Here is a 16,120-nt window from a genome sequence, read left to right on the forward strand (position 1 = left end):
GGCTGGAGGCTTATTCCATTCATGAATTCAAAAAGACCATCCGTAAACTATCAGGTTTTCCAATGGGCATTTTTAACTATCTTGCTATTAGATAAAATTCTGAATTAAATATTCTCTTCTACATGTTTCAGTCCTATAAAACACTCCTAATTGCACTCTTTATCCTCTTCACATCCTGTAAAAACAAGAACGGTTCCGAAACGGACAACCTGTTTAAGTTCAAGGATTATATCAGCTATCATACCCATGGCAACCAAAGCATTTCCACTCCCATTACCATAGCCTTGGCCCAGCAATTGGAGCAGTTTGAATTGACCCAAGAACTTCCCATGGAGTATATGGACATTTCACCGAAGGTGGATGGCAAGTTGATCATCGAAAACGGTAGGGAACTCACCTTCCTGCCAACAGAATACCTAAAACCAAACACCGAATACACTATTAGCTTGAAGCTCAACAAACTCTTCGAGGAAATTCAGAGCGAATTCAAGACCTATACCTTTAGTTTCAAAACGATTGCACCGAATTTCAGAATCAATTTGGGGGATTTGCAATCTTACAGCAAAGATTGGCAGTACCTCACGGGCACTTTGGATGCTTCGGACATTCTGGATGCCTCAAAAATAAAATCGGTACTGAGTGTAAAGCAAGGAGAAAAAAACATCCCTGTAAAATGGGACAACACTTCGGAAAATGCACAATATTTCAGTTTTAAAATTGATAGCATTTCCAGAAAAACGGACGATAGTGAACTTACAATTGACTGGACAGGCGATGCCTACAATATTAATAACAAAGGTTCGGAAACCTATCCCATACCGGGCAAGAACAAATTTGTAATCGTTGATGCCAAAACCACAGCTGCACCCAATGCGGTACTTACCCTGAATTTTTCCGAACCGTTGGAGCAGGACCAAAACCTGAATGGTTTGGTAACCATTGAAAATGCCGAAAGCCTACGATACGAAATCAACGGAAACGTTTTGAGCATATACCCTTCCAACCGGATTTTGGGTGAAGTACGCGTCAATGCCTTTCAAGGTATCAAAAGCGAATATGGATTTACCTTGAAGGATAATTTCTCCGAATTGGTCTCTTTTGAGCAGTTAAAACCCGCCGTTCGATTGATTTCCAAAGGGACCATACTTCCCAATGCAGCTTCCACCCCAATTTATTTTGAAACAGTCAACCTTGCGGCAGTTGAAGTTCGAGTGATTCAGGTGTACGAGGACAACATGCTTCAATACCTCCAATTCCATGACTTAACTGAAAACTACAGTCCAGATTTTAGACCAGTGGGGCGCAGGGTTGCCTACAAAGTGATCCCACTGACGGAAGATGGAAACAAAAATACCAGCTATTGGCAGGCACACGGTCTGGATTTATCCGAATTGATCAAAATACATCCGGGTTCGCTATATCGGGTCGAGTTCAGTTTTAAGAGAGAACACACTACATACGATTGCGGGGACAGTGCAGCAACCGAAGGAACACCTACGGCCTATGCCTTAGAACAAAGCTCCGATGAGGCCTCGGAAGAAGAACGTTACTGGGACAACGAAATCTACGATTACAGAAACTACGACTACAATTGGGAACAGCGGGACAATCCCTGCCACTCTGCTTACTACAACTACGATAGAATAGCCGCAACCAATTTATTGGGAAGCGATTTAGGGTTCATCGTTAAAAAGGGAAGCAACCGCTCCCATCATTTTGCAGTGACCAATCTGCTTACCACCCAACCCGTGGCGGGCGCCAAAATAAAGCTCTATAATTACCAGCAACAACTTGTCGGCGAAACCATGACCGATGCGAAAGGCCTTTCCGTTTACGATAGCGACAAAGTCATTTCCTTTGCTGTAGCCGAGCACAATAACAATTTCGCTTATGCTAAACTTGCGGACGGCAATGCATTGTCCCTTAGTAAATTCGATGTGTCGGGTGAAAAGCTCCAGAAAGGCCTACAAGGCTATTTATATACCGAAAGAGGGGTGCACAGACCAGGGGATGTCATCCATTTGACCTTTGTTTTGGATGATAATGCCAATCCCTTGCCCAAAGGGCATCCGGTGACTTTGGAAGTTAGCGATGCGCGCGGCAAATTGATACAGCGAAATGTTTTAAAAGAGGGAAATGTTCCAGTTGCCGATGGTTTATATGCCAAAAAAGATAAGAATTTTTACTACTTCCCCATTTCAACGGAAGCTACGGCCCCAACAGGGAATTGGTCGGCCAAAGTGATTGTGGGGGGAGCGCAATTCAGTAAAACCCTAAAAGTGGCCACGGTAAAGCCGAATCGATTAAAAGTGGATTTCACTTTTGATGACGAAGTACTGGAAGCCAATTCCTTCAACAGAGGAAAAGCCGAGGTGAAATGGTTGCACGGTGCTCCCGCCCGAAACCTGAAAATCGACATTAATGCCAATTTGAGTCAAACTTCCACGGCCTTTCCAAAATATAAAAATTACATTTTCCAAGATCCCGTACGAACCTTCAACCAGACCGAATTGCAATGGGTTTCATCAAATTTGGATGCCAATGGCGTACTGGATATCAACAAAAAAATAGATGTGAACGGCAACGCTCCCGGAATGTTACAGGCCACCTTTACCACAAAGGTTTTTGAAGGGGGCGGTGACTTTTCCATTGATGTGTTCTCCAAGAATTTGGCTCCATTTTCCAATTTTGTAGGGCTCCGTTCACCAGAAGCAAAACAATATGGTTCTTTCTTAACGGACGATGACAATACATTTGATGTGGTTACGGTTGATGCCCAAGGAAACCCATCAGGTAACCGAAAATTAAAAGTACAGGTGTTCAAAATTGAATGGCGCTGGTGGTGGAACCGCGGGTATGACAACCTATCACGTTATGAAAATGCCACCGTTCACCGACCTTTCAAAGAAATGGAGATCACTACGGGAAGCGATGGCAAGGCCAATTTTAATATCAATGTACCGGATGAGCAAGGCGGACGTTTTCTGATTCGGGTAATCGATGAAGTTTCGGGCCACGCCACAGGTCGTACGGCATATTTCTACCGCAATTGGTGGCGAAGACCAGCATCTGCGGATGCCGAAAGCTCCAAAATTTTGATTTTCTCCACCGACAAGGAAACATATACCCTTGGAGAAGAAGCAATAGTCACTTTTCCATCGGATAACGGCGGCCGTGCGCTGATCAGTATCGAAAATGGAACCGAGGTACTCTCACAACAATGGATAGAAACCTCTACCAAAGAAACTAGGGTCACCATCCCTATTACAGCGGAAATGGCACCGAATGCCTACGTGAACGTTTCCTTATTGCAACCACACAGCCAGGCTAAAAATGACCTGCCCATCCGATTGTATGGCGTTGTTCCGCTCCTAGTGGAAAACCCCGCAACACTTTTGAAGCCACAGATCAGCATGCCCGATGTGCTGCAACCGGAAACATCATACAAGGTGACAGTTTCAGAAGCGAGCGAAAAACCAATGACCTATTCGTTGGCCGTTGTGGATGATGGCCTTTTGGACCTCACCCGTTTTAGTACTCCTGACATTCACAGTTCTTTCTATGCTAGACAAGCACTGGGCGTAAAGACTTTCGATATATTTGACGATGTGATGGGAGCCTACTCAGTGAGTGTGGACAATATTTACGCCATTGGTGGTGGAAGCATTGGCGCAGGTGGCAAAAACCGAAAAGCACAACGTTTTAAGCCCGTGGTAACATATTTAGGCCCGTTTACCTTGAAAGCAGGAGAAAAAGCGGTACACACCATTGATATGCCCAACTATGTCGGTTCTGTCCGAACCATGGTAGTTGCAGGAAATTTGAATAGCGCTTACGGCAATGCAGAGAAAACCACACCTGTTCGCAAACCATTGATGGTATTGACTTCGATTCCACGAAAATTATCTCCCGGAGAGACGGTGACCATTCCCGTTACCGTATTTGCAATGGAGTCCAAAGTAAAAAACGTAACGGTCAATATCGATGCAGGAAAGGCATTGGAACCCATCAATGGAACATCCAAAAACATCACCTTCAATGCGGTTGGGGAACAGATCGTCAATTTTGACTTTAAAGTCAATCCAACAGCATCGTTCCAAACCATAAAAGTTACTGCTTCGGGAGCTGGGGAAAGCGCATCCAACGAGACCGAAATCGATGTGGAAAACCCAAATCCTGTTACCACCAAAAGTGAGTTGTACACTTTAGAGGCCAATGATTCTCAAACCATCTCAATGGAAACTTTTGGCACTTCGGGCACCAATGAAGCATTCATAGAATTCTCAACGCTTCCGCCTATGGATTTCTCCAAACGGATGGATTATCTGTTGCGCTACCCTCACGGATGCGTGGAACAGACCACTTCCGCAGCCTTCCCTCAATTGTTCTTGGCGGATGTATTGGATATCACTTTTGACAGAAAAAAGGACATTGAGAACAACATAAAGGCTGCCATTGATAAGTTGGGTGATTTTCAGATTCCCAATGGAGGATTGAGCTACTGGCCCGGTTATGGCAATGCCGATGATTGGGGAACCTCGTATGCAGGACATTTTATGTTGGAAGCCAAAAAAGAAGGGTGCCAGCTCCCCTTGACGTTCTTGAGCAATTGGTTGAGATATCAAAAAAATGCCGCGCGCCAATGGAGCAACCAAATCACCTATTACAACGATGATGTTTCGCAAGCATACCGTTTGTACACCTTGGCCTTGGCACAACAACCCGAACTGGCCGCAATGAACCGTTTACGGGAAACCGCAAACCTCAGCAACGAGGCTAAATGGAGATTGGCCGCTGCTTATGCCTTGGTTGGCAAAAAAGAGGTCGCAGAAGCCATTGCCCAAAAGGCAAACATCAATTTTACACCCAATAGTTACAACTACAGAACCTATGGTTCCGTATTCCGAAACCGAGCCATGGCGTTGGAAACCATGGTCATATTGGGCGACTCACAACAACGGGAACTAGCCGCTTCCTTGGCCAAAAATTTATCATCACAACGATGGTACAGCACCCAAGAAACAGCTTTTGCTCTCTTGGCCATGTCAAAAATGGTACTGAAAAATGGAGGCAGGTCCATCGACCTCACCTTTACCAATAATGGAAAGGATATCAATGTTAAAACCGACAGGGCCATAGCGCAACGGGAACTTTCCGTTACTTCCTTTAAAGAAGACATTGAAGTGAACAACAACGAAGCAAATATCATCTACGTTACCCTTACGCAAACTGGAAAATTGCCAGTTGGTGAGGAATTGGCACAGCAGCAAAACCTACGGTTATCGGTGAACTACGTAGATCCGCTTGGCAACTCGGTGAATGTGGGCGAGTTGCGACAGGGAACGGAGTTCGAAGCAAAAGTGACCATTTTCAACAGTTCCGACGACTATATCGACAATGTAGCCTTGACCCATATTGTACCCAGCGGATGGGAAATCGTAGACAACTCTTTTGTAAGCGGTGATAATGAAAATGCATCCAAAGCGGATTATGTGGATACTCGGGATGACCGAACCCATTTGTATTTTGATTTGGACGCGAAAAAATCCAAAACCTTTACTATCAAGTTGAACGCATCGTTCTTGGGCGATTACTATTTGCCCGGTGCCCAGGCTGAAGCGATGTACAACAACAACTACCAAGCCAGAAACAAAGGGCAATGGGTGAAAATAGTTCAGTAATTGTTGAATGAGTGAATTTTTATCGCCAGTAAAGAGAATATTGGTCAACCATAAGATCAAGTTCGGTGTATTTTCCATCGTTTTGATTTTATGGTTGTTTTGCCTACCCAATAATCTGTTCGAAGACCCAACATCCACTGTCGTTGAAAGCTCCGAGGGCTCGCTCATCGGGGCACGAATTGCCGACGATGGCCAATGGCGATTTCCTAAAATGGACGCTGTTCCCGAACGCTTTAAGCAGAGTATCCTACTTTTTGAGGATGAGTATTTTTATCGGCATCCAGGGTTTAATCCGATTTCCATCCTTAAGGCTATCGGGCATAATCTTACCAAAGAAACGAGAAGGGGCGGCAGTACCATCACCCAGCAAGTGATACGATTGAGTAGAAAAAACCAAAGCCGGACGTATTGGGAGAAACTCATCGAAGTGTTTATGGCGACCCGGCTGGAACTACGCTACTCCAAAGAAGAAATTTTGAAGCTATACGCATCCCACACACCTTATGGCGGTAATGTCGTAGGATTGGAGACAGCAGCTTGGCGCTATTTTAGGATTCCAGCACATGAATTGAGCTGGGGACAATCCGCCGCTTTGGCCGTTTTGCCCAATGCACCTGCCCTGATTTTCCCCGGTAGAAACGAACAGGCCTTTTTGGAAAAGCGCAACCGATTGTTGAAGAAGCTATGGGAAAAAGAAGTCATTGATGAGACTACCTACGAATTGGCGGTAGCCGAACCTCTACCTCAAAAACCTTTTCCTTTGCCCGATATGGCGCCCCATCTTACCGAACGTATCAGAAACGAGCATCCCGGTAAACGTGTCACCACTTCGCTGCAACGACCATTGCAACAACGGTTGAATCTTTTGGCAGAACGGCATTATCGCCAATTGCAAAGCAATGAGATACACAATTTGGCCATTTTGGTAATGGATGTAGAAACCCGTAAAGTGCTCGGGTATGTGGGGAATTCGCCTTCGGAAGAGACACACGCCAACTATGTGGACATCATCACAAAAAAAAGAAGTACGGGCAGTACGTTAAAACCCTTTTTATTCGCTTCCTTGTTGGATGAAGGTCAATTGTTACCGAACAGTCTGGTGGAAGATGTCCCAACGGTGATCAACGGATATAATCCCAAAAACTTTGATTTGAGCCATGTTGGGGCGGTACCTGCAAGCAAAGCACTATCCCGTTCACTGAACGTGCCCGCTGTCCTCTTGTTACGTGAATACGGGCTTCAAAAGTTTTACAACAAGCTTCACAAAATGAAAATGGAATCTTTGGACAAACCATCATCCTACTATGGACTCTCGTTGATTCTCGGTGGTGCGGAAAGTTCCCTATGGGAAGTAACCTCAACGTATGCCGCGATGGCCTCCAGTCTGAATTATTTTTTGACACATTCCAGCACGTATAGAAACCAAGAATTTACCGAGGCTACCTATTTACAAAATGAGACCAAGGATTTTGGCAAGGAACAATTTGACCCTTTGGTTTTCGGTGCAGGGGCCATCTACAATACTTTTCAGTCCATGTACGAGGTCAACCGACCTGAAGGCGACGAAAATTGGCAGTTTTTTGATTCTTCCCAACCCATTGCCTGGAAAACCGGGACAAGTTTCGGATTTAAAGATGCATGGGCCGTGGGGGTCACGCCAAAATACGCCATTGGGGTATGGGCGGGCAATGCCGATGGTGAAGGCAGGCCTGGACTTACGGGAATCACGGCTGCCGCACCCTTGCTTTTTGATGTGCTGGATGCACTACCACAAAGCGGTTGGTTCCAAGAACCTTTTGACGACCTTGTTGAGTTGGAAGTTTGTGCCCAAAGTGGGTTTCGTGCTTCGGTTTATTGTGATGACATCAAAAAAGAATGGGTCCCCACACATGGGACACGAAGTGGGCCGTGCCCCTATCATCGACAGGTATTCTTGGATGCCTCTGAACAGTATAGAGTAAATTCAGCGTGCTATCCTTTGGAAGATATGGTAGCCAAAAACTGGTTGGTGCTCCCCCCTATTCTGGAATATTATTATGCTTCTTCAAATCCAAACTATAAACCTCTACCACCCTATTTGGAAGGTTGTTCCACTTTGGAAAACAATTTGATGGAATTCATCTACCCGAAGAAAAACGAAGTCGTGCTACTTCCGAAGGATTTGGGCACCAAAACATCGGAAATCATTCTAAAACTGGCGCACCAGCAATCCGGCGCCATCATTTATTGGTATTTGGATGAAACTTTTTTGGGCAAGACCGAGAATTTTCACGAGCTGATGCTACCCATCGAACCTGGGGAATATATGCTCACAGCCGTAGATGATCAGGGCAACCGGATTCAACAAAATATTCAAGTTCGATTGGCTTCGGGCGAATGATTATTTTTTTCGCATAAAAATGGTCATCGGAACTCCTGTAAAATCAAAATTCTGCCTGATCTTATTCTCCAAAAACCGTTTGTAAGGATCCTTCACATATTGGGGCAAGTTGCAGAAAAAGGCAAACTGCGGATATGGTGTGGGCAATTGGGTGCAGAACTTGATCTTTACATACTTCCCTTTGGTGGATGGTGGCGGTGTTTTTTCAATGATGGGAAGCATGATATCGTTCAACTTGCGTGTCGGGATGCGCCTTGAACGGTTATTATAGACTTCTACGGCCGTTTCGATAGCCTTGTAAATACGCTGTTTGTTCAAAACTGAAATAAACAAAATCGGTACATCTTCAAAAGGGGAGATCACCTCTTTAATCCCTTTGGTGTACTCTTTTACCGAATTGGTCTCTTTTTCCACCAAATCCCATTTATTCACCAAGATCACTATGCCCTTATTGTTTCGCTGCGCGAGCCAAAATATGTTCTGTACCTGTCCATCAAAACCTCTGGTGGCATCCAACATCAAAATACATACATCACAATGTTCTATGGCACGAACGGAACGCATTACGGAGTAAAACTCCAGGTCTTCCTTTACTTTGGATTTTCTGCGTATACCCGCAGTATCCACCAAATTGAACTCGAATCCAAACCTGTTATATTTGGTATCGATACTATCGCGCGTAGTTCCAGCTATATCGGTTACAATGTACCTATCCTCTCCTATCAATGCATTGATAAAGGATGATTTTCCAGCATTTGGCCTTCCCACAACAGCGAACCTAGGCAACTCACTTTCTTCTTCCACTTCGTCGGGAAGCACTTCCACAAGGGCATCCAATAAGTCTCCCGTACCGCTACCATTGATACTGGATATGGTATAGTATTCACCCAATCCCAAAGAATAAAACTCTACGGCATCGGCCAATCGTTTGTTATTGTCCACTTTATTGACAGCTAAAAAAGTAGGCTTATCCGCCCTTCGCAGGAGCTTGGCGACATCTTCGTCCATCCCTGTTACTCCCGACTCCACATCCACCATAAAAATGATGGCATCCGCCTCATCAATGGCCAGTTCAACTTGTTTGTCAATCTCTTTTTCAAACACGTCGTCGCTACCTACCACGTAACCACCGGTATCAATCAAAGAAAACTCTTTGCCGTTCCAATCACTTTTGCCGTAATGACGGTCCCGTGTAACACCACTTACAGCATCGACAATCGCTTCACGGCGCTGAATGAGTCGGTTAAAAAAAGTGGACTTCCCAACATTGGGTCTTCCTACAATGGCTACGATAGCTCCCATTAGGTTTATTTTTTGGCAAAAATACCATTTATTATGAAGAAAAAATGATACCTTTTTTCATCATTTTCAAATGATTATGAGCGACTTGACCAACGAGATAGTTTTACGGCCCCGTTTTCGTGTCTCCCTGAAGGCAAATTTAGAACAATTGGAGTCCATTTTTGATAACGCCTCGGCGAATCCATTTTTGGTAAAGAGACTGGACGAGCACATTTTTGTCAAGTTCAAAAAGGTTGAAACTACCTTTTGGACGCCGCAACTTCATCTGGAGCTCTCCTCTTTTGAGGAGGGTGTGAGCAATATTCGCGGTGTTTTTGGCCCCAATCCCACCCTTTGGACCTTTTTTATGTTCCTGCATTTTGGTGTCGGTACGGTTTTTATCATTCTTGGGATTTTTGCTTATTCCAACTATTCCTTGGGCAAGGACATTACCCTTTGGTTAGTGGGCATGTTCTTTTTAGTGGTTATTTGGTTCGCACTTTACGCCTTTGGCCGTATGGGAAAATCGAAAGGAAAAGGACAAATGGAGCAGCTAAAACAATTTGTTCGGGACACCATTGCTCCCTTTGAACGCATCAACAACGATGCCTAGCTATTGTATCCAAAGCGCCTGAGCTGTTGGGAATTGCTTCGCCAGTTCTTGTTTACTTTTACATAAAGTTCGATATGGACCTGTTTGGCAAAGAATTTTTCAAGGTCTTTTCTGGCTTCCACACCTACTTTTTTAATCGCGCTGCCCTTATGCCCAATAATGATTCCCTTTTGGGTATTGCGCTCCACCATGATCACAGAACGGATCCTGATGATATCCTCGTCTTCCAAAAACTCCTCGGTCTCCACCTCAACGGAATAAGGGATTTCCTTTTTATAATGGAGCAATATCTTTTCACGGATGGTCTCGTTCACGAAAAAGCGCTCAGGCTTGTCCGTCATTTGGTCTTTTGGATAATATGGAGGTCCTTCGGGCAATAGCTCCAAAATACGGTTGAACACTTCGGTGACGTTAAAGTTTTCCAGAGCGGAAATGGGATGGATCTCCGCATTGGGCAATTGTTCCTGCCAATATTGCATTTGCTCTTCAAGCTTTTCCTGGTCGGATGTATCTATCTTGTTGAGGAGCAATAACACCGGTATTTTACTGTCCTGTATTTTTTTAAAGAAGCCTTCATCCTTGAGGGCCTTCTCCCCTATTTCCACCATATAGAGCAACACATCGGCATCCTCAAAAGCGGATTTCACGAAATCCATCATGGAACTTTGCAGTTCGTATGCGGGTTTTATGATACCAGGCGTGTCGGACAAAATCACTTGGAAATCATCTCCGTTGACTATCCCCAGAATACGATGACGGGTGGTCTGTGCCTTGGAGGTAATTATGGACAGTTTTTCGCCCACGAAGGCATTCATCAATGTGGACTTGCCCACATTTGGGTTCCCGATAATATTTACAAATCCTGATTTATGCGCCACCTTTCTTTCTTTTTTCAAAATATTGTTTGGATGCTGCGTTCACTTTTGGTGAAAGATACAACACAGCTATCATATTGGGAATGACCATCAATGCATAGGATAGGTCAATCAGGTTTTTTACCAATTTTAAAGATGCGATTGCCGCAAAAACAATCATCACTATAAAAAATACATTGTACCATTTTCCAATTTTGGCGTTGGTCAAAAATGACAAACTCTTCACGCCATAATACGAATACGTAAACAGGGTCGACAAGGCAAATGCGGCCACAATGACCATAAGAAGCACATCTCCTATTCCATATAGCGTGGTCTCAAAAGCGGTCATCGTCATGGTAATTCCACTACCATCCTCGAGATAGGCCCCGCTTAAAATAATGACCACCGCCGTAAAGGTACACACTAATATGGTATCGATAAAGGGACCCAACATGGCCACGAGACCTTCTTTTGCCGGTTCGTCGTTACGGGATTGCCCGTGGTACATGGGCGCACTACCGAGACCTGCTTCGTTCGAGAACATTGCCCTACGTACCCCAACGATAACTAGACCCCAGAATCCGCCCGTAACGGCAGAGTCGAAATTCCAAGCTTCGACCAGGATCATTTTTAGGGCGGGCCAAACCTCCCCGGCGTGACTTGCCATTACAAAAACGACCGCCAAAAGATAAATACCCACCATAAAAGGCACTATTGCCGAAGCTACTTTGGCTATCTTGGTGAGTCCGCCAAAAATGACAATGGAGGTGATAATGGCAAGAAAAAAGCCTATTCCTAGTTTCCAATTGTATTCGCTGGTGGCCAAAAGAGTTTCGTGGGGTTGCACAACGCCCATAAAAGCTTCGGTAAACTGATTGGCGGTAAAGACGCCCAAAAATCCGAACAACCCACAAATACTGAAAAAGATGGCCATGGGTTTTGCCCATTTACCCATCCCTTGAGTGATATAGAACATTGGGCCACCCTGCATATGCCCATCGGAATCGGTACCTCGATACATAATGGCCAAACTGCCCGAATAATATTTGATGCCCATACCCAAAAGTGCGGTCATCCAGATCCAGAAGACCACACCAGGGCCTCCATCGTGAATGGCAATGGCCACCCCGGATATATTCCCCAAGCCCACCGTGGCAGCAACCGCAGCGGACAATGCCTGGAACGAACTTACATCCCCTTTGGCGTTTTTATCATCGTACTTACCGGATACCACTGCTATTGCATGGCCAAAATGCCTAAAGGGTGCAAATTTTGAATAGAAGGCTAAAAAAAGCCCGCCGCCAATAAGCAAAATGAACATAGGCCACTCCGTATATGGCAAAAGTGAGGATATAAAATCGTTGATCGCGTCCATAAAGTCAAAATGCCGAATTTATGGATTTTGCTCGGTTTAGTCCCAAATGAAAAGGAATATTACGTTTAGTTTGGAAATGATATGAAAAGGGTTGTATATTTGCCGTCCACATCGCGGGGTAGAGCAGTAGGTAGCTCGTCGGGCTCATAACCCGAAGGTCGCTGGTTCGAGTCCAGTCCCCGCTACTAGAGCAGGCAAGGCTTCCGAGAAATTGGGAGCCTTTCTTTTTTGTCCTCAGTACAGAATAAGTACAGAATTACTGAACTTCTTTTATCAAAATTAAAGTCCTTAACGATTAAATTCATTTGATATCAAAGAATAGTTACTTTTCTATAAAAGTATCTTTTATAGGCTTTGTTTGGCCGTAGAAAAATTGTTGGCTTGTCTATTGTTTGTCAAATTCTAAGTTCTTCTTAACAAATAAAAATAGTATTCCGCTCTAAATGGAGTCTGAACTACTATTTTTTCTATTGTCTTAAGTTCAGTGTTTTCAAACCCTCGAAAACTATTGAGGATATTATCCTTCCAGTCTGATTGGGAAGCAATGTTTTTAGATAGGTCTGTTTTAATCCCCCATAGATTATCAAAACTTCTTTTTTTCTCACGGTCCCAATGGGAAATTACAAGAATGAACAAGTCGGATTGTCTCTCCTCAAAATCCCTTCTAATTACAAATCGGTAATCAGATAATTGCTTATAATCTCCGCTAAACTGATATTTGAATTCAATTTTAAATGGATTCAAAGTATCCTTTTGATTGATTATACTCAGGTCTACCCTAGTGTTATTTATTCTTGGATGTTCTGCAAATGCTTTAAAGGTCTGTTCAAATCTCTGGTTAAGTTCTTCCAAAATCAAATCCCGGATATGGTTCTCCTGCTTTAAGTTAGAATAGTTATCACTAATTCTTTCTAACCCTTCTCTAAATGAGGTAGACTGTATGATTTGTTTAATTATCTCTGAAAAATCCATTTAATTAACCTGGTACTTGTTTTAACATATCCTACAAAAGCAGCTTTCAAATGAAAATCAAGTAATGGCGAACGAAGCATAGCGAAGTGCTGCAAGCCCAAATCTTACCATAACTAATTTACTGAGCGAGGCAAAAGGTCAATTTGGAAGCTTCACATCTCCATACAATTCTTTCATTACTTCACAGGGGTCTACATCAATGGCCAATGATATAAGATAGAGTTCCTCCGCTCGTAGTTTCGTGGTAGGGTTGGAACTTAATTGACTAATCCTTGATTTACTGATACCGGTCCTTCTCGCCACTTCCGCTTTGTTGATGGACTTTTTGGCCAAATATAATCCTAGGTCTGTCATCTTAATGATGTAAAATTTTGATACATAAAGATAGATTTTAGGCACACCTATATAAAATTTTATTGAATCTGTACAGAAAATAAGTATTTATTTTATACATTAGTATAGAATATCTACACAATTGGATTGAAATTCACCTCAAAACATCGAAATATGGACTCCCTAAAGCAAAAAAAGAAACAGCTAGACCCTCGGATTCAAGGGCTTTTATCAGATCTCATCAAGGTAATTCCAAGTGTCGTACAGGTCTATCTGAACAAGGGCCATGACAAAAGAAATCCTTTTAGGTACCGATGGAACATCCTTATTGACGCACCCAAAAGTGACATTAGCAACAAGTTTCTTCCGATTGTCCAAGGGCTGTTCCACGATCATAAAGATGACTTCCATAATGTCTTTTCCCTTGTTTATGCCAAAACGGAATTGGCAAATGGCAACCTCTATTTCATCAACCATTGTCGAACGGAACATCTCATATTTGGAAATCAGCAAATTAACTTTCCTGGGATCTATTTTGAAAATCAAACCAATGAGAAATTCCAAAGTAACTTTCGGGCATCCTTGAAAGGCTGTTTGGCCTTTCAAAAGGGTTTCAAGTACTTCATGTCGGATAACAACCTTTCCCAAGCTGCCTTTATGGCCCATCAAGCCTTTGAACTAGGGTATCGGGTCTTAGAGGGCTTTCTCTGCGGAAAGGTCAAAATTTGCCATAAGATAGAGGTTCATCAAAAGTTCATGGAAAGGAGCATACATCGAACAAAGGGAATGTTCAAGCTTGATGACAATACGGAGATGGAATTATTGGAACGATTGGATAGGGCCTATTCCAGTTCAAGGTATGATAACTCCTTCCATATTGAACGGGATCAATTGGACATTTTGGAACAAAAGCTTGAATGTTTTTTGGATGAGATCAGGCTATTGTTCGAAGAGGAACTTGAACTTTTAAAGACAATCGTTACAAATGGAAAAAAGACTTCCCCTGAAACCCAAAACAGAGAAGAGCCCAACCTATTGGATGCGATAAGACAATTGGGCGAGGATAACTTTGCAATGATGAGACCTGCAAATCGGTGGACCAAAAAAGGGTATTACCTCAACCATGTCTATATGCACAGTCACTTTAGCTTGTTCTGCTCCCTACGGTCGACCCTTAATGTATGTATTTTGGCCTTGGATGAGCATTGTGATATGACCTTGGACATCAAAAACGTCAAAGAGGATGTAAAGACCGTATTGGAATTCACGAAGAATCTTGTTCCCCTCGAAGAAGGCATTTATTTGGATGAAATGCGAAAACTCATGCTTTCCGATAAAGAAACCACTACTTAACAACGCAGCCATGGAAAAGAACGAAGAAGGCCAAAGCAACGATAAGGAACTATTGGACAAGGTAATCGGTTTGTTGAACCCCAGAAAACGAAGATATCATGGGAAGGATAAACCACAGGCCCAAGAAGTGGTATTCAAGGTGGAAAACAATTCAGAGCTTCGTTATGTCATCTCTTGCCTGTTAAGGCTGTGCATGTCCACCATTGACAATGAAAACGAACTGGACTCCCCAAGACTTCCCTTTCTATCCAAGGATGATGCAGTGATTACCATACTGGAGTTGGTCATTGATATTCTCCCGGATGACCAATTGGACAGTTACGATCGAATTGAAAAACTCCTTTTGAAGGAATAAACATCATTGTCAACCCAAATACTTCAACAATGAAACAGAAAAAGAAGCAACTCAAAACCTTAAAGGAAATCCAAGACCTTAGAACAAATCTAATCGGGCTGCTGGGTAATCAAAAGTCCATTGATCCCAAAGGAAACCATGTATGCTTCGAGGTCAGGGACAACAACCATCTTTTGATGCAGATCATCAGTCTGTTGGAAGTCTGTGTATTCGCTTTAGACGGAGATGGAATCATGCTGTCTCCTAAGAATAAAAACGCATCCAAGGAGGATAGTGTCATCCAGGTATTGGAATTGGTGCTTTGCATTCTGCCAGAGAGTCAAATGTACTTTATGGACAAACTGGAAGAAAAATTATCGGAACTGGAAAACAAACAATGAATACATGAAACCAAACGAAGAAAAACTAATAAAGGATTTGAGGCAACACTCAAATGACCATACTCCGACCCTTGACCCCCATCCATATTTCAAGGGTAAGTTCCAACCCACCTTCTTTTATCTTGATGGTCATGCCGATTTGTTATTGACCGTTCGTGCATTGATATACCTTTCCATGAGGGCTATAAATCCCGATCTTGGCTCTGACGATGTAATAGATAGGAACGAAGAGGAATTTATCCATCAGGCGATGACCATAGCCAACCGGTTGATGCCAGTTGGTGAAGAGGCTTTGATGGACCATTTGAATCTATTTTACAGGGAAGAAAAGAAAGACCAAAAAGAGGAATGATTAAGGAATGTAAAAGCATTTTTCCTCGAAAAGGCAGGTGTTTTTATGATTTTTACGCTAAAAATTCTTTGATTTTACTGGGCTAAACGCGTTTTTAAGCTAAAAACAGCATTTATCCTTAATTTTCAGATGGTAAAAAGATTGATGACGAATCGACACTTGATCCATAAACCTAACATTCATTTTTT

Annotated in this window: 12 protein-coding genes and 1 tRNA gene; 8 read left to right on the forward strand and 5 right to left on the reverse strand. The window is 43.2% G+C overall.

Annotation, left to right across the window (positions count from 1 at the left end):
• Positions 1-122 precede the first annotated feature (122 nt).
• Both J0654_RS15500 and pbpC read left to right on the forward strand, forming a co-directional pair.
• Entirely contained in the window at positions 123-5,681 is a 5,559-nt protein-coding gene (locus J0654_RS15500; RefSeq protein ID WP_207030031.1) for an alpha-2-macroglobulin family protein, read from the forward strand.
• A gap of 7 nt (positions 5,682-5,688) precedes the next feature.
• Entirely contained in the window at positions 5,689-8,061 is a 2,373-nt protein-coding gene (gene pbpC / locus J0654_RS15505) for a penicillin-binding protein 1C (RefSeq protein WP_207030032.1), read from the forward strand.
• On the opposite strand, the gene der is transcribed toward pbpC, so the two are convergent.
• A complete protein-coding gene (der, locus tag J0654_RS15510; protein WP_207030033.1) occupies positions 8,062-9,363 on the reverse strand; it encodes a ribosome biogenesis GTPase Der in 1,302 nt (433 codons plus the stop codon).
• 76 nt (positions 9,364-9,439) lie between these two features.
• On the opposite strand from der, the gene J0654_RS15515 reads away from it, so the two are divergent.
• Positions 9,440-9,955 (forward strand): GTP-binding protein, encoded by a 516-nt coding sequence (locus J0654_RS15515; RefSeq protein ID WP_207030034.1) that lies wholly within the window; start codon positions 9,440-9,442, stop codon positions 9,953-9,955.
• Here the strand turns inward: J0654_RS15515 and era are convergent.
• Together era and J0654_RS15525 are read right to left on the reverse strand one after the other, a co-directional pair.
• A complete protein-coding gene (gene era, locus J0654_RS15520; protein ID WP_207030228.1) occupies positions 9,952-10,833 on the reverse strand; it encodes a GTPase Era in 882 nt (293 codons plus the stop codon). The two genes, J0654_RS15515 and era, sit on opposite strands and share 4 nt — an antisense overlap.
• Entirely contained in the window at positions 10,823-12,187 is a 1,365-nt protein-coding gene (locus J0654_RS15525) for an alanine/glycine:cation symporter family protein (protein ID WP_207030035.1), read from the reverse strand. Before J0654_RS15525 ends, era begins: the two co-directional genes overlap by 11 nt.
• A gap of 112 nt (positions 12,188-12,299) precedes the next feature.
• On the opposite strand from J0654_RS15525, the gene J0654_RS15530 reads away from it, so the two are divergent.
• A tRNA-Met gene (locus J0654_RS15530) sits at positions 12,300-12,372 on the forward strand.
• 217 nt (positions 12,373-12,589) lie between these two features.
• Here the strand turns inward: J0654_RS15530 and J0654_RS15535 are convergent.
• Together J0654_RS15535 and J0654_RS15540 are read right to left on the reverse strand one after the other, a co-directional pair.
• Entirely contained in the window at positions 12,590-13,159 is a 570-nt protein-coding gene (locus tag J0654_RS15535) for a hypothetical protein (RefSeq protein ID WP_207030036.1), read from the reverse strand.
• Between the two features lie 138 nt (positions 13,160-13,297).
• Positions 13,298-13,513 (reverse strand): helix-turn-helix domain-containing protein, encoded by a 216-nt coding sequence (locus tag J0654_RS15540; protein WP_127139958.1) that lies wholly within the window; start codon positions 13,511-13,513, stop codon positions 13,298-13,300.
• 153 nt (positions 13,514-13,666) lie between these two features.
• Between J0654_RS15540 and J0654_RS15545 the strand changes: the two genes are divergently transcribed.
• The 4 genes from J0654_RS15545 to J0654_RS15560 are packed head-to-tail and all read left to right on the forward strand — an operon-like array spanning position 13,667 to position 15,932.
• Complete coding sequence (locus J0654_RS15545; protein WP_207030037.1) at positions 13,667-14,845, forward strand: hypothetical protein; 1,179 nt, start codon at positions 13,667-13,669, stop codon at positions 14,843-14,845.
• Between the two features lie 10 nt (positions 14,846-14,855).
• Complete coding sequence (locus J0654_RS15550; RefSeq protein ID WP_207030038.1) at positions 14,856-15,200, forward strand: hypothetical protein; 345 nt, start codon at positions 14,856-14,858, stop codon at positions 15,198-15,200.
• Between the two features lie 29 nt (positions 15,201-15,229).
• Positions 15,230-15,580 carry a hypothetical protein gene (locus J0654_RS15555; protein ID WP_207030039.1) on the forward strand — a complete coding sequence of 117 codons (351 nt, stop codon included), beginning with the start codon at positions 15,230-15,232 and terminating at the stop codon, positions 15,578-15,580.
• 4 nt (positions 15,581-15,584) lie between these two features.
• Positions 15,585-15,932 (forward strand): hypothetical protein, encoded by a 348-nt coding sequence (locus J0654_RS15560; RefSeq protein ID WP_207030040.1) that lies wholly within the window; start codon positions 15,585-15,587, stop codon positions 15,930-15,932.
• Positions 15,933-16,120 lie beyond the last annotated feature (188 nt).

The organism is Flagellimonas profundi (genome assembly GCF_017313275.1).
GTDB classification, from domain to species: Bacteria; Bacteroidota; Bacteroidia; order Flavobacteriales; family Flavobacteriaceae; genus Flagellimonas; species Flagellimonas profundi.